Raw genomic sequence first — 20,696 nt, forward strand, 5'->3', positions numbered from 1 at the left:
GGGGTGTCCTCCGGTCATTGTTCTTGTTCAGTGGTTAAGCACCGCGCGCAGGAAGCCGCGGGTTCGCTCATGCTGTGGGGTGTCGAAAATGTCAGCGGGCGTGCCGGTTTCCACCAACTTTCCGCCATCCATGAAGATCACGCGGTCGGCCACCTGCCGGGCAAAGCCCATTTCATGCGTGACGACGATCATGGTCACACCCGAGCCGGCGAGTTTGCGCATGACGTCAAGCACTTCGCCAACCATTTCGGGATCAAGCGCCGAGGTTGGTTCGTCGAACAACAGGACACGCGGCTCCATCGCGAGCGCGCGGGCAATTGCGACGCGCTGCTGCTGGCCACCGGACAATTGACCAGGAAATTTTTCGGCCTGTTCAGAAATGCCGACCCGGGCAAGCAATTCGCGCGCCTTACGCTCGGCTTCCGACGGGGCGGTACCACGCACCCGCATCGGGGCCAACATGACGTTTTTCAAAACGGTCATATGCGGAAAGAGGTTGAACGACTGGAAGACCATGCCGACCTCGGCGCGAACCTTCGCAAGCGCAGAGCCTGGCTCGACGCGAATGCCATCGACGGTAATGCGGCTTTCGGGTGCAAACGCTTCGAGGTGGTTAATGCATCTGATCAGCGTGGACTTTCCCGACCCAGAGGGGCCAATGACGCAAACAACTTCACCCTCTGCAATATTAAGGTCGATCCCGTGCAGGACGGTAAAGTTTCCATAGGCCTTTGTGAGGCCCCGAATGGAAATGATGGGTGCTGCAGTTTTCGACATCAACGTTTCCCCCGGCTGAAGCGCTTCTCGAGCCGCGAGACGACTGCGACCATCGGCCAAAGCAAGGCAATGTAGATAAGCGCTGCCCCGATCAGAGGCGTCGGATTGGCTGCGAGCGCCTGGGCCTGCGTTGCTTGCTTCAAAAGATCGGGCATCGCGACGACGGAAGCGAGCGCTGTATCCTTCATCACATTGATGCAATTGTTAGTCAGTGGCGGAATGACGATGCGGATCGCCTGAGGCAGGATCACGTCCACCATTGTATGGCGGTTCGACAGTCCCAAAGCCGCTGAGGCTTCGAATTGCCCATGTGGGATCGCCTCGATGCCGGCACGGAAGATTTCCGCAGTATAGGCTGCGGACACCAGCGAAAGCGCTGTGACTGCAGAAAGGAAGGGTGAAAGCCGGATGCCGACGAAGGGCAGTGCGTAATAAACGACAATCAGCAGTACCAGAAGCGGGATTGAGCGGAAGATATCGATGTAAATGCGGATAATGAGTTTGACGAAGCTTGGCGCGTAGAGACGCGTGACGGCGAGAAACAACCCACCTGCCAGACCGACGAGAATACTCGTTATCCCGATCTGAAGTGTCACGACCAGGCCCCAGAGCAGAGCCGGCAGGCTGTTCGCCAGGACGTTGAGATTAAAGAAGGTATTGATCAGTGTCATGCCGCATGGGCTCCCATGGCGGGCCGGCGGGACGAAGACATCCCGCCAGTCGCGTTCGAGCTTTACTTAGCCTTTGGCATATCGAGCACTTTGACAGTCGAGGTCGTATCTTCTGCCTTCGCACCAAACCAGGTTTCATGCAGTTTGGCGATGAAGCCTTCTTTCTTCAGGGTGGTGATGACGTCGTTCACCTGCGTTGCGAGAGGATCGCCCTTATTGAACATCACCGAATATTTCTCACCCGTGGGGATACGCTCGACCACCTTCAGTTCAGGCTTGTCCTTGGCGTAGTAAAGGAGCGCCGGAATATCCGAAATGTAGCCATCGATGCGACCGGCAACGAGGTCGAGCATGGCTGGTTGCAGACCCTCGAAGCGACGGATTTCACCAAACTTATACTCAGCCTTGTGGCCCTCCGCCCACATGTCGCCCGTCGACCCGGTATCGACGCCGACCACCTTGCCGCTCATGTCTTTCAGACCCTTGATCCCCGAAGCCGCGGTCACTGTGAGCGACTGGTCGCTGTCATAATAGGGTTGCGCAAACGACACCGATGCAAGCCGTTTTTCGGTAATCGTGATCGAGGAGATAGCCATGTTGATGCGGCCAGACTGAACAGCCGGGAACAAGCCATTGAAAGGCGTATTGACGAATTCGACCGTCTTGCCAAGGCGCTTGGCGATCTCGTTGACAAGATCAACCTCGAATCCTGTCACTTTGCCGCTGGCATCCTCAAACTCCCACGGGACATTGCCGATATTGGCTCCGACGGTAAGGTCGGCCGCATGTGCGGCTGCCGATGCGACTATGCCGAACAGGCCGGCGAGGATCGTGGTCTTGATGGCTGATATGCGTGTCATAGAGTTCCCCTTGTTTTTATGACGAGACTCAATCTACATTGGCCTGACTGGTCAGACCAGTCAGGCCAAACAAGCATGTCGCTTTCGACTTGGCAAGGGGATGCCTGAAAAAATAGACTACGTGTCGAAGCTGGCTTTCAGAAAAGGGAATGCATGTTCAACAAGACACTCGTTCCGCAATCTGTGGCACGCGAGATCCAAACGATGATCCAGTCGGGCCAACTGAAACCGGGAGATAAGATACCGTCTCAACGAGAATTCTCGCAAAAGTTCGGCATCAGCCGGGCTTCCCTGCGCGAAGCCCTGTTGACCTTGGAAACGCTGGGGCTTTTGAAGACGGAAGCTGGGCGTGGCACCTTCGTCGCAAACTCCTCTGCGCCAACATCGGCCGCTACCGGCAACATGGCACCTTGGCGTTATTCCGACAGCTATTCTGTGTTCGACGTTTTTCAAACGCGAATCCTGCTCGAGGGTGAAATCGCGCGACTGGCCGCAGGACGTTTGACGCAGCTGCAGTTGGACAAGATGGAACAGGCCACCCGTACGATGGAGGAATGCTGGGCAAATCAGGATCTACTAGCCAACGTCGAAGCTGACCTTGAATTTCACGGCACGATCGTTTCGGCCTGCTCCAACGCTATGCTGAAAGCGCTCTATCAGACTGTACGCGATCAGGTTACCGAAACGCAGCGCCAGCCGATCCCCATCACTGATCCCGAACGCATGCGCGAGTCGATCGGGGAGCATCGCAAGATCATCGCGGCTCTGCGCGCCAACGACAGTACACGTTCGAAGCTGGAGATGGAAACCCATATCCGCAATACGGCGCGCTGCGCGGGCCTTGAGCCTTAGGAAGGCCTTTGGATCAGTCCGCGAATGAGAGTGTATCGGTAGGCGATGTGACGCGGCGGTTTTGACAAGCCGTCGTGGACGAGTTTCAATTCGTCCATGAAAAAAGCAGCGCGTTCTTCCAAACGCGCTGCGTCATACTCGGCCATTTCAGGTCAGTTCGAAGTCATCCGATCTTCGAGGTGCTGGCCCGGTAGATCTGATCGATAGTGCCCGCAAGGCTTGCATCAAACTCGGCGTCGCTCATGCTCACGCGAAGATCCTCAGTCAGCGCGCGTGAGAAACTTGCGATCATGCCATGGTTGTGCCGAAGCTTTTCGCAGGCATCGGCGCGGCTATAGCCGCCAGACAAGGCAACGACACGGATCACGGAGGCATGGTCGATGAGCGGCTTATAGAAATCTTCCGCGGTTGGTATGGTCAGCTTGATCATGACGCTCTGGCCTTGCGGCAATTCACCGAGCCTCTTGAGAATCTCGTCACGGAGGATGGCTTCTGCTTCGCTCTTGGTAGCGCTCTTGATCGAAACTTCAGGCTCAATGATTGGGATTAAGCCATGACCTAGGATTTGACGTGCGACATCGAATTGCTGTTGAACCACTTTGGCAATGCCGACCTTATCTGCGTGGGCAATGACCGAGCGCATCTTGGTTCCAAAGATGCCTTTCTTGACTGCACGTGCCAACAGTGCGTCGAGATCGGGCATCGGCTTCATCACTTGGACGCCATCTTCCTCGCTGGCAAGTCCTTTGTCGACCTTGAGAAAGGGGACAACGCCGCGATCTTCCCACAGAAAGGTCGGGACTGGCTTGCCGGCCGCATCGCCGTCCATCGTCTTCTCGAACAAAATGGCACCGATGACCTTGTCGCCGGAAAAAGCCGACGACGTCATGATACGCACCCGCATCTCATGCATGAGGCGGAACATTTCGTCTTCACTGCTGTAGTCGGAATCAGCAATCCCATAGAGCCGTAGCGCCGAGGGAGTAGAGCCGCCGCTCTGATCGAGGGCAGCAATGAAGCCATCCTTGCTGCTCATTTGCGACAACATTCGTGCGTCCACTGTCAAATTCCATTCCTCCTGCTATTGCATCAAAGATAGTTTGTTCTTCTCATTGTCCAGGGCAATTTACGCACATTTGTAGCCGATCAAGAGGTTCGTCTATCTGATGATCCGACAATCCTTTGTCGAGCTTATGAAGGAACCTTGTTTGTTGCCCCATTCGCATGCTCCTTGCGTGTAAACCTGAAATGAAAAGGCGTTACAGGTAAGACACAACACTGGATCAAGCCGTAGTTCAACACGTTTGATGAGGGCGACTAACGTCTAATCGTTTGAAATATCGGACGCTGAATAATGAGGGCCAAACTTGCCCTTCGCGCGCTGCTCATTCACCGCTCGAAGGGCTCTCCAAGGGAGGCCACACCGTTCAATTTCAGCAGACGTTTGTTGGCGGAGATGATGCCGAGAACGAGGATGGTAACAAGGTAGGGTAGGCTTGAAAGAAATTGCGAGGGCAGTTCAATGCCCGTCGCTTGCGCAGCGAGGCTCATGAGCGAGACAGCGCCGAACAGGCAGGCGCCGAGAAAAATACGTCCCGTCAGCCATGTGCCGAAGACGACGAGCGCGATTGCGATCCAGCCGCGGCCAGCAATCATCCCGTCGGCCCACAGCGGTGTGTACACGACCGATGCATAGGCACCGGCAAAACCGGCCAACAATCCACCAAAGGCGATTGCCGCCGTGCGCACGCCCAGTACGGAATAGCCGATCGCATGCGCTGCCTTGGGGTTTTCGCCCACCGCGCGGATGATGAGGCCTGTCTTGGTAAAAGCAAATCCGGCCCATATCGCCAAGGTCACGAGAAGCGATAGCCAGACGACGACATCCTGAACGAAGAGGCCGCCGATCACCGGCAGATCCGAGAGGCCAGGAAGAGCCAGCTTCGGCAGGCCCTTCACTGTCAGGCTCTCGTAGGTTTTGCCGAAGAGCGCTGATAGACCTTGACCGAATATCCCGACGGCAAGGCCCGTTGCCACCTGATTGGCCCGGAAACCTAAAGCGACGAAGGCAAAGATCAAAGACAGCAATAAGCCGGCAAGACCTGCTGCGATGAATGCAAGCGTATGGCCGCCGCCGTGATAAACCACGATAAAGGCCACGACCGCACCAAGCGACATCAGTCCTTCAACGCTGAGATTGAGCACGCCGGCGCGCTCGACGACAAGTTCGCCCAAAGCCGCCAGCAGGAAGGGAGTTGCTGCCGCGAGCATGCCGGAGAGGATGAAATCGACCGCGTTCATGCGGGCCTCCGGTCTGCGCTCCTCGGCCATTCCAACCGGTAGCGGATGAAGGCGACTGCTATCAAATACGTAACGAGCAAGCTCCCCTGAAAGACGCGCACTGCCGCGATCGGAAGCTCTGCGGAGACCATGGCATTGTCCCCACCGATATAAATCACCGCCATGACGAGTGCGGAAGCGATAATGCCAAGCGGATGCAGGCCGCCGAGATAGGCAACGATGATCGCCGCATAACCGTAGCCTGTTGAAATAGAACGCTGCAACTGTCCGAGCGGTCCAGCCACTTCGGCAGCGCCCGCAAGGCCCGCTGCCAAGCCGCTGATGAGGAGGGATAGCCAGATGGCGCGACCTTGACTGAAGCCAGCGTAATCGGCTGCACGCGGAGCGAGGCCGCCGACCTGCAGCTTATAGCCCAAAAAACTTTTCTGCATGAAGACATAGGCAGCGAGCGATAGGACGATTGCCAACGGGAAAGACCAATTGACGCGCGTGCCCTCGATCAGGATCGGCACCATGGCGTCGTATTGAAACATGACCGACTGCGGGAAGTTAAAGCCGTTTGGGTCCTTCCAGGGCCCGAGCAACAGATAGTTCAGCACTTGCGTCGCAACGAGACTCAGCATCAGCGAAACAAGGATTTCGTTTGCGTTGAGGCGCACGCGCCAAAAGGCAGTGATAGCTGCCCAGAGGCCGCCACCGATCGCACCGGATAGAAGCATCGCTGGCCAGATCCAGGCGCCTGTCGCAGCCGGATAGTAAACTGGAATAGTCGAAGCGAAGATGGCGCCGAGAATAAACTGGCCCTCGGCCCCGATGTTGAAAACCTTTGCTCTGAAACCGATGGCAAGCCCCTGCGCAATGAAGAGCAGCGGTCCCATCTTCAGCAGCACTTCGGAAAAGGCCGCCCAAGAGAGGAATGGCTCCAGGAGCAAAGCGTATAAAACCGACCCGGGGCTTTTGCCCATGACGGTATAGAGCACAAGATTGGCGAGTGTCGCGATGGCGAGCGCCGCCAGGGGTGCCAGGATCGTTGCCTTCAGCGACGCGCGCTCACGGCGTACGAGGTGAGGAAGCACGCTCATGCTGATGCCTTTCCGGACGCAAAGGTTTCGGTGCGAGCATGGTGGTCCGCCCCCATCATATAGCGACCGACGTCCTCAACGGATGTATTGCGAGTTTCAAGGGACGGGCTCAGCGAGCCAGCATTCAGGACCTGGATGCGGTCGCATATCTCGAAGAGTTCTTCGATTTCTTCTGAAATGACGAGGATTGCCATGCCTGCATTGCGCAGCGCTATGAGCCGTTGACGGATGGCGGTGGCAGCGCCGATATCCACGCCCCATGTAGGCTGTGCAACGAAGAGTAATTTTGGCGCCAACATGATTTCGCGGCCTACAATGAATTTCTGCAGGTTGCCGCCCGAAAGAGCGCCTGCCTCCGCTTCGGGGCCGGGTGTACGAACATCGAAGTCACGAATGCAGGTTTCGGCAAAGGCTTTCGCACGAGCACGATCAATCAGACCCTGCTTCAACAAGCGAAGCGGATGGGCAGTCAGCAGCCCATTGAGGACGAGGGAAAGTTCAGGCACGGCGCCACGGCCAAGGCGGTCTTCCGGCACGAAGGCAAAGCCAAGACGTCGTCGTGCTGCAGCACCAAGGTTGCCGACATCTTCCCCCATCATGAAGATACGATCTTTGGCGTCGCGTCCGAGGCGCTTTTCGCCTGAGATGATGGCGGACAGTTCCGCCTGACCATTGCCGGAAATGCCTGCTATGCCAAGAATTTCGCCGGCTTTCACCTCCATTGTAACCCGCTTGAGCGGCACGGCGAATGGATCGTCCGGCATATAGTCGAGACCAATCAGTTCAAGGCGCTTTTCGCCTGCCTCGACCTCGGCTGCGGCTTTGATCTCGGGCATGTCGCGCCCGATCATCATGCGGGCGAGGTCGTGTGCATCGTGCTCGCGTGGGTCAACATGGCCGGTGACACGACCGGAGCGCAGGATCGTGGCGCGGTCGCATATCGCGCGGATCTCTTCCAGCTTATGGGAGATGAACAGAATGGAGACCCCGCCTTCGCGCAGGCGCTTCAGCGTTTCGAAGAGCTTCTCGACCGCCTGCGGCGGCAGGACCGAGGTTGGCTCGTCGAGAATGATCAATTTCGGGTCGGTCATGAGGCAACGGATAATTTCCACTCGTTGCCGCTCGCCGACCGATAGAGCATGCACATGGGCGAGCGGATCGACTTCGAGGCCGAAATCTCGCCCCAGCGTGCGAACACGCTCTATCAGTTCTCTCTTATTACCGGGGACGACGAGAGCGATGTTTTCCGCAACGGTGAGCGTCTCAAAGAGTGAGAAGTGCTGGAAAACCATGCCAATGCCATGGCGGCGCGCCTCAGCCGGAGAGGCAAGCCGGATGGGCTCACCTTGCCATTCGACCGTCCCTTCGTCTGGCGGCTCCACACCGTAGATCAGTTTCATCAGCGTTGACTTGCCCGCGCCGTTCTCGCCGAGGATGGCGTGGATCGAACGTTCCGCGACATCGAGATCGATTGCCTGGTTGGCTCGGATTTGCCCGTAGCTTTTTGACAGGCCGCGCAGCGAAAGCAACGGCGTTGTCATGGTCGATGCTGTGGCTGCCGTTGCGGGCATCGTCGATCACTTCGGCAAGGGTGTGGCGACGCCTTTGACGTGCCAGTCCATAGCCACGATCTCGGCGTCCGTCATCGTCTTTCCGGCCGCAACGGCCTGCGAGCCGTCCGCCTTGGTGATCGGACCTGTAAATGGCGAGAAGCTGCCATTGCCGATCTTCACTTCGGCGTCCTTGATTTTCGCCATCGTGTCGCCTGGAACATTGGCGCTCCAGTCCACGACCTCCACCACCTTGTCGGCCATGCCGAGGAATGTGTTGGCGCCCTTGAATGTCCCCGCAACATGGGCATCGACCGATGTCTTGAAGAAAGGTGACCAATCGGTCGCAACGCAACCGAGATAGGTCTTCGGGGCGTACTTCTTCATAGAGGAGTTAAGGTTGAACGCATAGACGCCGGCTTCCTCGCAGGCGGAGATGACGGAGGGCGTATCCTGAGCGTTGGAGAATATCACATCGCAACCCTGCGCCATCAGCGCCTTGGCGGCTTCTTGTTCCTTGGCCGGATCGAACCAGGAGTTCACCCAGACAACGGAGACCTCGATATCCGGCTTAACGGCCTGTGCACCCAGCGTGAAGGCGTTGATGGAGGTGATGAGTTCGGGGATCGCGAAGGCCGATACAGAGCCAAGTTTGCCCGACTTCGACAAAGCCGCAGCGGCCATACCCATGAGGTATGTACCTTGAAAATACTTGGCTGCGAAGGGCGAGAAATTTGGCGCGACTTGAAAGCCGGACGCATGCAGCACCGTCACACCCGGATTGCGGCGGGCGATTTGCAGGGCGCCATTCTGATACCCAAAGGAGCCGGCGATCAGCACCTTGTTTCCGTCCGCAACCGTCTTGTTCATGATGCGGTCGGCATCGGGACCTTCCTGAATGTTCTCGAGCACGGTAATCTTGACCTTGTCGCCATAAGCGGCCTTGACTGGGTCGAGGCCGGCGGCCAATGCGTGACCCCAGCCGACATCGCCGATCGGTGAAGGCACGACGAGTGCGATGCCCAAAGGTTTATCGGCAGCCAGCGTCGCGCGAGCGCCGAACGTGCTAGCAAGACCAGATAGCGCGGCGCCTTTCAAAAGCGTGCGGCGGGTTATGATGTCGATCATGTCTGTTCCCTCTGTTCGTTCTGTTGTTCTAGAAGTCTATGGTAGCCAGCGCCGCCTCGGCGTCTGCAAAGAGCTTTGGTTCGTCGAGACCGACGAATTCGCCTTTCGTCCACACAATGCGGCCGTTGATCATCGTCATATCGGTAGGCGCGCCGATGCCGACCTTGGCGACCAGGCTTAGCGGATCGTGGCGGGTGCCGACGTAATCCATACGGCGGGTATCGACGGCAAAGAGATCGGCAGCCATGCCGGGGGCCAGGCGTCCGATGTCGGAGCGGCCTAGCAGATGCGCGCCGCCTGTCGTGGCGTAACCGAGGAAATCCGCTGGAGGCGGCACAGGATGAGATCGTGTCGTGGCGACCAGGCACTGCAGCATATAGGCTGAATGAATGCAGTACATGAGGTTCGAATTATCGTTCGAAGCAGCGCCATCGCAGCCGAGCCCCACCGGCACGCCGAAGGCGCTCATGGCCGGAATATCGGTCACTTCTGCTCCAACCAGATAGACCGGCTCCGGGCAATGCGCGACGCCTGTGCCGGAGGCCGCCATGGTGCGCAATTCCTCACGGGTAAGCTCCCAGCAATGAGCGTAAAACGTATCCGGTCCGGCAAATCCCATTTCGTGCAGATAATCGACCGTGCGGGAGCCATGGCGCGCAAGGATCACATTGCTTTCGCCCTCACCAACATGCGTATGCAGTCTGACGCCCTTATCCCGCGCAAGGCGCACCGACTCCACGAAAGTCTCTCGATAGCCATTGACCGGCTGACATGGCGCAACCACGACCTGGCGCATGCTGAAGGGCGCGCTATCATGATAGGTATCGATCAAACGGGCGCAGTCAGCGATGAACTCATCGGTGGTTTCACGCATCTCGTCGGGAATGGTTGAGCCTTCGGACTTCGGGAGCGAATTGCCGCCGCGTCCGGCGTGAAATCTCATTCCGAACAGATCGGCTGCCTCGAACTGGCGATCGATCAGCTGTTTGCCCGCGTGCCGCGGGAAATTGTATTGATGATCGAAGGCCGTGGTGCAGCCATGCTTGATCAACTCCGCCATCGCCGTCACCGACGAGTGATAGAAACAATCTTCGGTGAGGCGGGAAAAGATCGGGTAGATCCGATCAAGCCATTCGATAACCGAGAGCTTCGTCCAGTCGAGGTCGGCGCGGTTGCGTACGAAGCACTGAAAAAAGTGATGATGGGTATTGACGAGGCCGGGATAGACGAACCAGCCGCAGGCGTCGATGATCTCTGTCCGCTCCGGCAGGGCTTCGGCCGCCAGGTTTTCTCCGATCGACTTGATCGAAGGCCCGTCGGTCAAGAGATCGACATTTCGGCGGACCGACATGGCAGTACCGTCATGAACGATGACGGCCGCGCAGTTTTTCAGTAAATAGCCTCCCATGTTCGTCATTCTTCGACCGCTTCTGAAGAGGATGGAAGTCCGTGCGGGTCGGGCTTTAATTCATGCAGGCGGTGAATGCCCGGCATTTCGATGAAGCCCTCCAAAGACCTCACCGCGCGCATCCACAAGCGAATGGACGGATAAGCGTCGAGCGATACGCCGCCGTCAGGTGCCAGCGCCACATAGGGGAAGCAAGCGATGTCGGCAATTGTCGGCCTGTCGGTGACAAGGAAAGCCTCGTTTTTCAGACGCTGTTCGAAGAGGGCCGCTTCCAACTCTCGTAGTGCTGTGACGCCGGCCGCGCGCAAAGCGACGATATCGCCTGGGCGATGCAGCATCTCATGCAGTCTAGCGCCGCCGAGGCTCGCCGTTAGACGCGCAGAAAAGGAGAGCCATTGCTGGATGCGGGCATTGGTGGCCGGCTGACCGTTGCCGAGCCAAGCAGGTGCGGCCTTGCCGGAGATGTAGACGAGAATGGCGGCGGATTCGGTGAGAACAAGATCCCCGTCGACAAGGATCGGAATAGAGCCAGCCGGGTTCAACGCCAGCAGTTCAGGGCCGCGATGTTCGGCGCCAGGATGGAAGTCGACGGCACGCAGCGTTAATTCAAGGCCTGTCAGCGCCGCCATGAGGCGGGCCTTGTAGCAGCCTGGGGACAGGATGTAGTCGTAGAGGATCATTGCGCCACCAACTGCGCGCCGTATGTAAACGCATGGCGCTTCAGCCAGCGACGATAGGCGACCGAGGTGAGGTCCGCGCGGGTGGGGATTTCCATGCCTGGATCGAGCGGCAGCCGGCGCGGAATCTGGTTCTCGAGGATCGATCGGTCTTGCAGAAAGATCATCTGCTGGAAATGGATGAGATCGGTCATTGGCGTTTCATCGTCGAAAAGCGCCATCCACGGCCAAACGTCGCAAAGTTCTTCCGTCAGCGGCTGCACGAATAGGGTGATAACGTCCCATTCGCTGGGTCGGGGTGGGCAGGTCTTGTAAAGGATCGAGCAGGTGGGAGCCGGTACCCGATACATGTATTCTGTTGTAATGCCGCCACTTGCGGATCTCGCGGCCTGCGGCTGGTAGAACTTTACCTGTGTTGCCCAGACCTCGTCGGCATCCTCGCGGATTTCGACTTTGTAATTTTCGACTTCGGTATGCGGTTCGGCGCCGAGAATATCGGTGTGCACAAAGGGAAAGTGCGCGATATCGAGAAAATTTTCCACAGCTCTTAGCGGCGAGCAGCGCACACGCACGACACCGACGTCGACCAGGCGACGGCCGGGCTGCTCGGCTTCCGGTATGTCAAAGAGAGGCGCCGCCGGGAGGCCGAGCGAGGACCAAACATGGCCGTAGCGCTCTGTGACGGGTAAATCACGACCATCAGATGTGGTGACGATTGCCTTCCCGACCGCATTGCACGAGACGTAAATGGTCTCGCCCATCAACAGCGTTTGACGGCCCTTCGCAAGAAGCTGACTGATAAGGCCAACAGGATACCATTGGTCGATCATAGCCTCGCCACTCATGCGGCCTCTCCTTGCTTGACGGCGGCTTCCGCCGCGCGGCGCAGAGCTTCCAGGGCGATCGAAGCCGAACGTTTCTGCGACTGGGTGGCACCCGCCTCAATGAGAAGATGCGCGAGAAGGATGCCTTCCTCGCTGGATGGCGTCGTCAAGAGGCGGGCCTTCATCTCGTCAATCTTCCAGTCGATCGTTCCATGACGAAGAGCGCTGTTGAGGCATCCCGCAAGTGTCTCCGCCGTCGCGGAGAGCGTGATGCTTCGTAGGCCAGTGAAGCCCTCATGCGCTGGTGCCTCGCCTGGCTCTTCGGTGGCCGAGACCCAGATCACGCCGTCCCGTTCTGCAACTCGGTAAACCGTGACACGAATAGCCTCCGGCGGACGAAGACCAGGATGAGCGGGGATAGCGAGGCAGTGGCCAGTCTTACCGTATCGCCAGCCGTGATAGATGCATGACAGTGCCTCGCCGCGCACGAAGCCATGGGAAAGTCGCATGCCGCGATGTGGACAGCGATCCGCGACGGCCGATACTGTACCGTCCTCGGCACGCCAGACTGCAACGTCTGCGGTCTCTATTCTCGCTGGGATAACGTATGCCACGGGTAAATCGGCCGATAAAGCGACCGGCGTCCAGGCAGCGGAAAAATCCTTTTGCATTCAACAGCTTCCGAATGAATTGAGAGGCTCGTCCTCTGCGCGTATGAGGCGCCTGCAAGCGAAGACCGTAGAACGCCGTGCGCACGTTTGCATAAAAATTCCTCACGTGCAACTGTGGCTAATATTTGCGCAGAGGTCTTTTTTTAATGCGCCATGCCTTTTCTAGGAAAGGGCGATCAGGCAGTTTCCTCTGCAGCTTCCGCGCGTTGTATATCATCGACCCAAACATCGATCGGGCCGAGTGAGCAGCCCATTTCCATCGCATCGATCAATTCGACAGGTCCTCGGACGATCAGTTCGATGCGGCACCGATCGGCATGGCTGACCCGCTGTTCAAGACCGAGTTTCGCAGCATGACGGTTGATCCATGGAAGGAAGCTTTCCGTCTGCAGGCGGCCAAGAATGGTCATACGTTCCATGCGGATCGCCGGGCCGTTATCCCAGGGCTTTTCTGGTGCAGGGAACTGATGACGGGTTATGACCATGACACACTCAATTCGGATCGCCCGCGATGGGCCGTCGACGATGTTGTCCCAAGATCGGTTGATAGGCGCAAGCGCGAAGTTGCCTTTTGTGCAAAAGACGACAGCCACGCTGGTCTGTAGGATCGTCCATGGCCTTCACCAAGAAAATTTCAGCTCGGTCCCGACGTAAGTGCTATTGTGGCCCCCGGCCTTGCGGATCGTCGAGCCTGTATCATAACGCACTGCCTCGAGAGCGCCGGTCAAGTTGGCTGTGAAAGAGTAGTCCGCTCGCAGTTGCGCATATGCTCCCGTCCATGCCTTGCCTTGACCGGCCGTGTTCGCCAGAGGAATGCTCGGCTGGGTGTAGATCGCGTCGGCTGTGGTCATGCGCCAGAGTAGGCCTACGGCCGTCGTCACGCTGAGTTTGTCGTTGGGTTTAACCGTAAGCGACGGCTTTAAGTGGATCAGGTTCGTATAGCCGGTGTATCCGCCGAGGGTAAAGTAGTACCCGTTTGGGAAGAGCGGATTGAATGTGCCGACGGTTCCGTCATTCCGCTTTTGATCACCCGAAGCTAGATCGAACTGAAATCCGAGCCGCGGCGTCCAGCTGGTTTCGGCGAAGGTATATCCTGCCCGCGCCCCGACCGCCCAAGCTCTGATGTCGCTTGACCCGACGGTGCCAAGTTGTCCCATACCTTCTAGGTCCCAGTCGAAGTTGTTGTGGCTACCGGCAAACCGGACGTCGAAAACATGACGCTGCTCATCACCAGCAGCATCGAAGTAATGCGCTTCGTCACGATCATAGAGCGCGTAATAAGCTGATAGTTCATTGGTGCCGAAGACCTGCTTCTCAAGGCGGATCGTGCTGAAGGTGAAATGTCCATTCGATGTGTCGTCAAAGGCTCGATCGCTCCGGTATTGGACCGGCTGGCTGATGAACCCCAGTATCCGCCAAGGACCGCTTTCCCAGTCAGCCCAAAATGCATCGAAGGACTGGCGGACGTTCGGTCCATCACGCGATGAAACGAAGCGCTGCAAGTCAAAGGCAAAATCTTGACGTCCGGCACGAATTTTCAATGTCCCGGTGTCGAAAGTCTCGGAGTAGCCGAGAAAACCCAGTCTTAAGTCAAGTCTGTTCTCATCCGCACTGCCGATGTCCGTCTTTCCAAATGCTCTCGCGTCTTCGAACTGCGTGAACAATTGCCAGTTTTCGTTGAGGTGGGTATCAATGTGAAATTGAGCACGCTGAAGAAGGTAGGAATCTCTTCCGTCAGCGATCCCGAATCCCGGCGCGGTATTAACTTCGTACCGTTCACGCAGCGTCAGTCCAAAAGAGACATAGCTTTCTGGGTCACCGAGCAACAGCGCAAGATATTTGAGATCATCCAGCGGCTCCGTTTTGAAACTTGGGTCGGAAAGCGCTGACCAATCTTCCTGCCAGCGATTGGTTTTTATCGCTGGCCGCTTTACCGAAGTGGTAGCGCTCTGTGCGTGGGCAAAAGGGGAGAAAATCGTCAGGGCGGCCGGAAAAAGCGCGGACAGCTTAAGCGCTTTGCGATATCGCCTTCTGACATTACCTCTTCCAACCAGATCCGTGCGTGTGCTCACTTGGTCACCGCATGGATTTCAGCAATGTATCCGCCGGGAAACTGAACCATTGCGGTTTGGCGACTGCCGGATTGATGCGCTGGAACAAGAACATTCACGCCAAGGCTTTGTGCCTTGCTCAGCGTCTGCTGGATGTCTTGGACTTCGTATCCCGTCGTTTCGTATCCGTAAGGGTAGGGAAGGTGCCCATCGGAAACCAATAAGAGCATTCGCCCAAAGTCGGACAGGATTTCAATGCGACGGAATGTTTTGTCAGGCTGACCGATTTCTGCAGCGGAAGCATGGCTATCGTCAGCAACGATCTTGCCACCAGAAAACGACAGGAAGTCCTTGAGGAACTCTTCAACGGCGTCTGGTGAGATATAGGTGCGGTTCTCCGGTACGGTTTGGAATGCATCATAATTGGGATGGTTGGTGTGCCAATATAGCTGCATGTTGAGCCCGCCGGGCCACTGGATCACGGCATCGCGACCGATAGGATCTGGAAAGGCATCGACGACGACACTGGCGCCAGCGTCGCGCGCTGCTTTCACTGCACTGTCCATGTCCCGAACGAGGTAACCATTGCGTTCCAGTCCGAATGGATAGGGTATTGGCGTCTTGAATCCAAACAGCGAAACGGTGCCTACAGGGGTTTGAAGCAGTTGGCTTGTGGTGCTGCTGGGTGTAGGCGTCACCGTCGCCACTACTTGCTTCGTCGATTTTCCGCCAAACGTCCCGAGAAAGGCCTGGACGAAGACATCCACCTTATCGGGTGCGACATAGACGTGGGTCGTGTCGTACTGGGGCGCAACCGCTACAGGAGGAATAGCAGGGTTCGACAGCGCGTTTGATGAGAGAGTTAGGACTGCAATGAAAGGCAGCGTAAAAAAGGGTAGGCTACGCATGACGGGTCCTCTGAAAATCAGTGAATGGAGAACCAATCTCTAAAGCTTGGGCGGCTCTCTCGGCTTGAATGGAACCATGCCGATTTGAAGAATGACCTGAGAATCACGTGTCGCTGGCCGCTGCGAGATAAAGTTGAACTCGCGATCGCAGGAAATTCTCAAATCTCGATCGCGACGATGAAAATGCTTCAGCGCCGATTCCGGCCGGCTTGCTCTTTCATGTATCCTGGGGGCGCATCATTCTGGAACGTAATTCGGCAAAGCGCAGTGTCGTCGTCCAAACATAGTCTGATTGATCAAGACGGTCCGAGGCCAAAAGCCTAAGCTCCATTGTATGAGAACCGCTTCAGGAGTACGGACCTAATGATCTCGACCAACGCAAATCCCACTGTCGTTCTTGTCCATGGTGCTTGGGCCGATGGATCAAGTTGGCAAAGAGTGATCCCGCTGCTTTTGAAGGAGAATGTTCCTGTCTTAGCAGTTCAAAATCCTACCTCTTCGCTGTCAGATGACGCTGCCGCCACCCGCCGTGCCATCCACTCTGTTGAAGGCCCTATCGTCCTCGTTGGACACAGCTGGGGCGGTGCCGTCATCACGGAAGCCGGCAACGACCCGAAGGTGAAGGCTCTCGTCTACGTTGCCGCATTTGCTCCCAAGGCCGGTGAGACGGTTGGCGATCAGGTCGGAAGATACCCGGCACCTCCCGGTCTCTCAAAGATCAAGAATGATGGGGCCGGCCACCTTACGCTCTCAGAGGAGGGTTGGATACATGATGTCGGTCAAGATCTTCCAGAAGAAGAGACACGTATACTTTCAGCGCTTCAACCGCCGCTTCCGGCCGGTACATTTATGGAAAAAGTGAGCCAGCCGGCATGGCTATCACGACCGGCCTGGTACATCGTTTCAGCACAGGATAGGGTTGTCAGTGTCGAACTTGAGCGAGAGCTTGCGGTGATGATGGGAGCTAAAACCACGGAACTCAACGCGAGCCATCTGTCTATCTTGTCACGGCCTGATGCGGTTGCGGATGTGATCTTGGAGGCGGTGGCTGCAGTCAGAAATGCTTGACCTAAGGTCGCGGCTGTTAACCGAAGCGCCGCCCAAGCCTAAAGATGATGATCAGAACTCGAGTACGGTGGAAGACGTTCAGGCGTGAAAGCTGCGGTTCCATTCATCTATTTGTGGCGATGGTTTGTCTTACAAGTTAAGAGATAGCAGGTGTCGCCGGTCGAAGTTGAACCAGACCGACATCCATCGAATGGGATATGCAATCTGTTATCGCACGCTCAGCGCGCCGCGCTAACCATCCGCCCTCGGAGGTAAGATTGAATACGGACTGTTCTGACCACGATTTTCTCGGGTCCTACTTTGGTATGACGGGCGCACGGTCTTTGAAGACAGTGCCTTTGCATTCGTCGTCTATCACCGTCACCAGAATATTTCGGTCCGTCAGTAAAGATGTTGAGGCCAAGGTGGTCATTCCAAATGCCGATGCCTACCTTTTGATGATCTATCTTGAGGACACGATCCACTCGGACGTCTTAAGCGACGTTGATCTTGCCCCACCGCGTTGGTGTGGCAAAGGCTCGATTTGTCTCGTAGATCTTCATGGAGGTGCTTCTGTCGTTCTACATCGTGATCTGTCTTCCTTGGCAGTTTATCTGCCAAAAGCACTGATCGAAGAAGTTGCGCAGGCGAGCTTCCCCGAGGAGAGAAGCAAGGTTTTGCGATGCCGGAGAGCTGAGCCAGACAAAGTTGTTAGCAATCTGGCGGTTGTCATATTGTCGTTGTTTGAGAAAGATCCCTTAACGATCGATCCCATACTGCGGCATCTATCCATCGCGGTTTGCACGCATCTTCTGCAGGATTGTCTGCAGGCCAAGACGTTGAAGACCGGGGTTATGCTGCCGCTCGATCGGGAGATCGCGGCGAAAGGGTTTATGCGCGAGAATCTGGCCGGCGAAATTAGCGTGGCCGAGATCGCGGAAGTAACTGGGCTTTCGGCAGGTCATTTCGCCCAAGGTTTTAAGAATGTGACAGGCGTGACCCCGCATCAATGGCTGATACAGGCAAGGGTAGGGGCGGCGAAGGATCTTTTAGCTGCTCACGATATTTCTATTAAAGAGATCGCCAAGGCCTGTGGCTTTGTTGATCAAAGCCACTTCACCAAAGTTTTTTTAAAGGAAGTCGGCACCACTCCGGCGCAATGGAGAATTCGTCAGCTCCATTGAGTCACATGGTTTAAGCCGATGAACACCTCGGGAGAATACCTTGGAAACGGATGTCGAGGTTGCTTTCAGCCCATTCGCAACGAGAGTTACGAGCTGGTCGATTAAGGCGTCCGCTATAACGGTTTCACGTTTGAGCTACGACGGTTACGATTTGCCGATTGCTCCTCCCAGCAAGCGTGAAGACTCTGTCTCTGTCATCACCCAATTGGCGGATTTCAGACATCATCGTCTGTGGAGAAATGGACGGCTGATATTCGAAGGTGGACATCCCAAGGCGGCAATTGCAATTACTGACCTGCGCGAAGAATGGCAGTGCCATCACATGTCGCCTTTCGACAACCTCAGATTCAATATCCCGCTCGTTTTCATTCGAAATTTTTTGGAAGAGTTGGGGCGTCCGCAATTTGAGGGTTTCGATTGCCAACCCGGCACGAAGGACGAGGTGATATTGGGCCTTGCACAGGCAATTTCGCCATATCTGCTCAACAGGAAAGAACCAAATCAGATGTTCCTGGAGCAGATCAGTATCGTGCTCCTGACTCATCTTGCACAGACTTATGGCGGCCAGTATTTTCCAACAACGAAGAGTGGGCTTCTCGCACCTTGGCAGGAAAAACGTGCCCTCGAATTTCTGACGACCATGGCATTTGATCAAGTGTCCATAACGAAGCTTGCGCAAACATGCGGGCTGTCGCGAAGCCACTTTACGCGCGCCTTCAAGCTGACTTTTGGAAAGAGCCCCTACCGTTGGCTGACGGAATATCGTGTTGCAAAGGCGAAAGAACTTCTTCTTTCGGACGCCACCATTCTCAGCGTAGCGACCAAGTGCGGGTTTTCCGACCAAAGCCATATGACCCGTATTTTCCAGGGCATTACTGGCAAGACACCTGGAAAGTGGCGCAGAGAAAATAGGCCCGGCGCGCGGGACTGACGAACGCGCGCCTCAACGGCCTTGATGACATCCTCTCGATACAAAGGCCGTTCAGTCGCCTTCGGGTGTTTCAACGCGAGCAACAAACGAAAAGATACTCAGAACAGCCGGGATCACGAATGCCACTAAGGGGACAAACACGATCGCGAGGGCGGCGCATGCGCAACCAAGGGCAAATGCCGCGACCGCAACTGTCATCCGCTTGACGCGTCCGATAGCTTGAACGGAGCTTTCACCCTTCTTACCCGCCAAGATCTCTGCGAGATCGAGCATGATCTGCGTGGTTGTGCCTGTCATCAAAGTGGATGGAGGTGACTTGGCGAGATGAACGCGGTGGAGTGCGTTTTGGACCGCCATTGCCGAAACTAGAGTCATGCCCATGACAAGATTTGCAGCCGCAGTCGCGTTGCTGAAGGGGCCATGGATAACTGAAAAGGATGCGGCGGCGATCAGCAAGATCACTTTGGCAGCGAGCAAACATTTGAGCACTGGCTTGCCAGCTCTTTGAAGTATCAGACCAATAATGCGTGAAACCAGAATAACGAGGCAGAACACCGGAAGAGCCAGCAGCTTAGGAAGAGCACCTGATCCGCCCATCACGAGGGTTGCGCCCAACGTTACAAAGTTGCCGGTGACGTGTGCAGGGAAAAGACCCTGCAGCGCTAGAAAGCCGGCTGTATCGACGTAGCCCCCGTTGAAACTTAAAAGGACTGAAAGCGGCATTCTTTTCATGACATTCCCCGCGATTACTTCAAAATAAAAATGCCGCTCGCGAGTGCTTGCGAGCGGCTCAACCTTTATCCGTCTCAGGCCTTGATGAAGGCAAGCAGATCTGGATTAATGACGTCGGCATGCGTCGTCAGCATTCCGTGCGGGTAGCCCTTGTATATCTTCAACGTACCGTTTTTGACGAGCTTAACTGAGAGTTCGGCGGAGTCGGCAATCGGAACAACTTGGTCATCGTCACCATGCATCACGAGAGTCGGTACCGTAATTTTCTTCAGGTCTTCCGTCTGATCGGTCTCGGAGAACGCCTTGATGCCGTCATAGTGAGCCTTGACACTACCCATCATCCCCTGACGCCACCAATTTTGGATTACGCCTGGATAGATTTTGGCGCCCTCACGGTTGAAACCGTAGAATGGACCTGTCGGGAAATCAACGAACAACTGGGCTCGGTTTTCTGCGACACCCTTGCGAATGCCGTCGAAGACTTCCATCGGAAGACCGCCAGGGTTGGACTCGGTCTTCAGCATCAGCGGCGGAACTGCACTGACGAGAACAGCTTTTGCGACGCGACCCTGCGGCTCACCGAACTTCGCTACGTAGCGAGCAACTTCGCCGCCGCCCGTTGAGTGACCGATATGGACGGCATTCTTCAGGTTGAGGTGCTCAACCACGGCAGAGGCGTCAGCTGCATAGTGATCCATGTCATGACCATCAGCGACCTGCGACGAGCGGCCGTGGCCTCGCCGATCGTGCGCGACAACACGAAAGCCGTTCTGCAGGAAGAAAAGCATCTGGGCATCCCAATCGTCGGAGGACAGCGGCCAGCCGTGATGGAAATGGATAGGCTGTGCGTCTTTCGGACCCCAGTCTTTATAGTAGATGTTGACGCCATCCTTGGTTTTGACAAATCCGTCGGTCATGTCGAAGTTTCCTTTTATGGTCTGAGTGGCTGATTTTGGGAATGCGAGAGTTGGAACCGCCATCACGGCGGAAAATGCTGCGCCGGCAATAAGCGTCTGGCGACGGGAAAGTGAGAAGTCGAAGT

At 56.3% G+C, this 20,696-nt stretch carries 21 protein-coding genes; 4 read left to right on the top strand and 17 right to left on the bottom strand.

Going from position 1 to position 20,696, the window contains the following annotated elements; all coding sequences use genetic code 11:
• Positions 1–27 precede the first annotated feature (27 nt).
• The 3 genes from VQ830_RS22475 to VQ830_RS22485 all read right to left on the bottom strand — a co-directional run bounded on the left by VQ830_RS22475 (position 28) and on the right by VQ830_RS22485 (position 2,308).
• On the bottom strand, positions 28–777 hold the full coding sequence (locus tag VQ830_RS22475) for an amino acid ABC transporter ATP-binding protein (protein ID WP_337270394.1): 750 nt from the start codon (positions 775–777) through the stop codon (positions 28–30).
• On the bottom strand, positions 777–1,448 hold the full coding sequence (locus VQ830_RS22480; protein WP_337270395.1) for an amino acid ABC transporter permease: 672 nt from the start codon (positions 1,446–1,448) through the stop codon (positions 777–779). Before VQ830_RS22480 ends, VQ830_RS22475 begins: the two co-directional genes overlap by 1 nt.
• A gap of 62 nt (positions 1,449–1,510) precedes the next feature.
• A complete protein-coding gene (locus VQ830_RS22485) occupies positions 1,511–2,308 on the bottom strand; it encodes a transporter substrate-binding domain-containing protein (RefSeq protein ID WP_337270396.1) in 798 nt (265 codons plus the stop codon).
• 153 nt (positions 2,309–2,461) lie between these two features.
• On the opposite strand from VQ830_RS22485, the gene VQ830_RS22490 reads away from it, so the two are divergent.
• The gene (locus VQ830_RS22490) at positions 2,462–3,160 is read left to right on the top strand and encodes a FadR/GntR family transcriptional regulator (RefSeq protein ID WP_337270397.1); all 699 of its coding nucleotides are present in this window, start codon (positions 2,462–2,464) and stop codon (positions 3,158–3,160) included.
• 163 nt (positions 3,161–3,323) lie between these two features.
• Here the strand turns inward: VQ830_RS22490 and VQ830_RS22495 are convergent, their stop codons facing one another.
• From VQ830_RS22495 to VQ830_RS22550, 12 genes are all read right to left on the bottom strand, one after another.
• Complete coding sequence (locus tag VQ830_RS22495; protein ID WP_337270468.1) at positions 3,324–4,208, bottom strand: fructose bisphosphate aldolase; 885 nt, start codon at positions 4,206–4,208, stop codon at positions 3,324–3,326.
• Positions 4,209–4,549: 341 nt separating this feature from the next.
• Positions 4,550–5,461 (bottom strand): ABC transporter permease, encoded by a 912-nt coding sequence (locus VQ830_RS22500; protein ID WP_337270398.1) that lies wholly within the window; start codon positions 5,459–5,461, stop codon positions 4,550–4,552.
• A complete protein-coding gene (locus VQ830_RS22505; RefSeq protein ID WP_337270399.1) occupies positions 5,458–6,543 on the bottom strand; it encodes an ABC transporter permease in 1,086 nt (361 codons plus the stop codon). Before VQ830_RS22505 ends, VQ830_RS22500 begins: the two co-directional genes overlap by 4 nt.
• A complete protein-coding gene (locus tag VQ830_RS22510) occupies positions 6,540–8,084 on the bottom strand; it encodes an ABC transporter ATP-binding protein (RefSeq protein WP_337270469.1) in 1,545 nt (514 codons plus the stop codon). The genes VQ830_RS22505 and VQ830_RS22510 overlap by 4 nt, the downstream gene beginning before the upstream one ends.
• Before the next feature lie 36 nt (positions 8,085–8,120).
• Positions 8,121–9,218 carry a BMP family ABC transporter substrate-binding protein gene (locus tag VQ830_RS22515; protein ID WP_337270470.1) on the bottom strand — a complete coding sequence of 366 codons (1,098 nt, stop codon included), beginning with the start codon at positions 9,216–9,218 and terminating at the stop codon, positions 8,121–8,123.
• Between the two features lie 31 nt (positions 9,219–9,249).
• The gene (locus VQ830_RS22520) at positions 9,250–10,629 is read right to left on the bottom strand and encodes an amidohydrolase (protein WP_337270471.1); all 1,380 of its coding nucleotides are present in this window, start codon (positions 10,627–10,629) and stop codon (positions 9,250–9,252) included.
• Between the two features lie 5 nt (positions 10,630–10,634).
• A complete protein-coding gene (locus VQ830_RS22525; RefSeq protein ID WP_337270400.1) occupies positions 10,635–11,309 on the bottom strand; it encodes a glutathione S-transferase family protein in 675 nt (224 codons plus the stop codon).
• Positions 11,306–12,151 (bottom strand): aromatic ring-hydroxylating dioxygenase subunit alpha, encoded by an 846-nt coding sequence (locus VQ830_RS22530; protein ID WP_337270401.1) that lies wholly within the window; start codon positions 12,149–12,151, stop codon positions 11,306–11,308. The genes VQ830_RS22525 and VQ830_RS22530 overlap by 4 nt, the downstream gene beginning before the upstream one ends.
• Positions 12,148–12,801: a Rieske 2Fe-2S domain-containing protein gene (locus VQ830_RS22535; protein WP_337270402.1), complete on the bottom strand. Its 654-nt coding sequence runs from the start codon at positions 12,799–12,801 to the stop codon at positions 12,148–12,150. The genes VQ830_RS22530 and VQ830_RS22535 overlap by 4 nt, the downstream gene beginning before the upstream one ends.
• 176 nt (positions 12,802–12,977) lie before the next feature.
• Positions 12,978–13,220: an acylphosphatase gene (locus VQ830_RS22540; RefSeq protein WP_337270472.1), complete on the bottom strand. Its 243-nt coding sequence runs from the start codon at positions 13,218–13,220 to the stop codon at positions 12,978–12,980.
• 201 nt (positions 13,221–13,421) lie between these two features.
• On the bottom strand, positions 13,422–14,873 hold the full coding sequence (locus VQ830_RS22545; RefSeq protein WP_438618495.1) for an alginate export family protein: 1,452 nt from the start codon (positions 14,871–14,873) through the stop codon (positions 13,422–13,424).
• The gene (locus VQ830_RS22550; RefSeq protein WP_337270403.1) at positions 14,870–15,760 is read right to left on the bottom strand and encodes a glyoxalase; all 891 of its coding nucleotides are present in this window, start codon (positions 15,758–15,760) and stop codon (positions 14,870–14,872) included. Before VQ830_RS22550 ends, VQ830_RS22545 begins: the two co-directional genes overlap by 4 nt.
• Before the next feature lie 363 nt (positions 15,761–16,123).
• Between VQ830_RS22550 and VQ830_RS22555 the strand changes: the two genes are divergently transcribed.
• The 3 genes from VQ830_RS22555 to VQ830_RS22565 all read left to right on the top strand — a co-directional run bounded on the left by VQ830_RS22555 (position 16,124) and on the right by VQ830_RS22565 (position 18,922).
• Complete coding sequence (locus VQ830_RS22555) at positions 16,124–16,828, top strand: alpha/beta fold hydrolase (RefSeq protein ID WP_337270404.1); 705 nt, start codon at positions 16,124–16,126, stop codon at positions 16,826–16,828.
• Positions 16,829–17,409: 581 nt separating this feature from the next.
• Positions 17,410–17,991: an AraC family transcriptional regulator gene (locus VQ830_RS22560; protein ID WP_337270405.1), complete on the top strand. Its 582-nt coding sequence runs from the start codon at positions 17,410–17,412 to the stop codon at positions 17,989–17,991.
• A gap of 40 nt (positions 17,992–18,031) precedes the next feature.
• Positions 18,032–18,922, top strand: a complete 891-nt coding sequence (locus VQ830_RS22565) for a helix-turn-helix domain-containing protein (RefSeq protein ID WP_337270406.1) — start codon at positions 18,032–18,034, stop codon at positions 18,920–18,922.
• A 51-nt stretch (positions 18,923–18,973) separates the two neighbouring features.
• Here the strand turns inward: VQ830_RS22565 and VQ830_RS22570 are convergent, their stop codons facing one another.
• Positions 18,974–19,654, bottom strand: coding sequence for a YoaK family protein (locus VQ830_RS22570; protein ID WP_337270407.1), 681 nt, complete (start codon positions 19,652–19,654; stop codon positions 18,974–18,976).
• A 74-nt stretch (positions 19,655–19,728) separates the two neighbouring features.
• Positions 19,729–20,571 (bottom strand): alpha/beta fold hydrolase, encoded by an 843-nt coding sequence (locus VQ830_RS22575; RefSeq protein WP_438618521.1) that lies wholly within the window; start codon positions 20,569–20,571, stop codon positions 19,729–19,731.
• Positions 20,572–20,696: the final 125 nt, after the last annotated feature.

It is taken from the genome of Oryzifoliimicrobium ureilyticum, from assembly GCF_037199735.1.
Taxonomy (GTDB): Bacteria; Pseudomonadota; Alphaproteobacteria; order Rhizobiales; family Rhizobiaceae; genus Rhizobium; species Rhizobium ureilyticus.

Excerpts from the sequence above, each read along its gene's own strand:
- VQ830_RS22475 (WP_337270394.1), bottom strand. The coding sequence starts at position 777 with ATGTCGAAAACTGCAGCACCCATCATTTCCATTCGGGGCCTCACAAAG.
- VQ830_RS22480 (WP_337270395.1), bottom strand. The coding sequence starts at position 1,448 with ATGACACTGATCAATACCTTCTTTAATCTCAACGTCCTGGCGAACAGC.
- VQ830_RS22485 (WP_337270396.1), bottom strand. The coding sequence starts at position 2,308 with ATGACACGCATATCAGCCATCAAGACCACGATCCTCGCCGGCCTGTTC.
- VQ830_RS22490 (WP_337270397.1), top strand. The coding sequence starts at position 2,462 with ATGTTCAACAAGACACTCGTTCCGCAATCTGTGGCACGCGAGATCCAA.
- VQ830_RS22495 (WP_337270468.1), bottom strand. The coding sequence starts at position 4,208 with ATGTTGTCGCAAATGAGCAGCAAGGATGGCTTCATTGCTGCCCTCGAT.
- VQ830_RS22500 (WP_337270398.1), bottom strand. The coding sequence starts at position 5,461 with ATGAACGCGGTCGATTTCATCCTCTCCGGCATGCTCGCGGCAGCAACT.
- VQ830_RS22505 (WP_337270399.1), bottom strand. The coding sequence starts at position 6,543 with ATGAGCGTGCTTCCTCACCTCGTACGCCGTGAGCGCGCGTCGCTGAAG.
- VQ830_RS22510 (WP_337270469.1), bottom strand. The coding sequence starts at position 8,084 with ATGACAACGCCGTTGCTTTCGCTGCGCGGCCTGTCAAAAAGCTACGGG.
- VQ830_RS22520 (WP_337270471.1), bottom strand. The coding sequence starts at position 10,629 with ATGGGAGGCTATTTACTGAAAAACTGCGCGGCCGTCATCGTTCATGAC.
- VQ830_RS22525 (WP_337270400.1), bottom strand. The coding sequence starts at position 11,309 with ATGATCCTCTACGACTACATCCTGTCCCCAGGCTGCTACAAGGCCCGC.
- VQ830_RS22530 (WP_337270401.1), bottom strand. The coding sequence starts at position 12,151 with ATGAGTGGCGAGGCTATGATCGACCAATGGTATCCTGTTGGCCTTATC.
- VQ830_RS22535 (WP_337270402.1), bottom strand. The coding sequence starts at position 12,801 with ATGCAAAAGGATTTTTCCGCTGCCTGGACGCCGGTCGCTTTATCGGCC.
- VQ830_RS22540 (WP_337270472.1), bottom strand. The coding sequence starts at position 13,220 with ATGGAACGTATGACCATTCTTGGCCGCCTGCAGACGGAAAGCTTCCTT.
- VQ830_RS22550 (WP_337270403.1), bottom strand. The coding sequence starts at position 15,760 with ATGCGTAGCCTACCCTTTTTTACGCTGCCTTTCATTGCAGTCCTAACT.
- VQ830_RS22555 (WP_337270404.1), top strand. The coding sequence starts at position 16,124 with ATGATCTCGACCAACGCAAATCCCACTGTCGTTCTTGTCCATGGTGCT.
- VQ830_RS22570 (WP_337270407.1), bottom strand. The coding sequence starts at position 19,654 with ATGAAAAGAATGCCGCTTTCAGTCCTTTTAAGTTTCAACGGGGGCTAC.
- VQ830_RS22575 (WP_438618521.1), bottom strand. The coding sequence starts at position 20,571 with ATGACCGACGGATTTGTCAAAACCAAGGATGGCGTCAACATCTACTAT.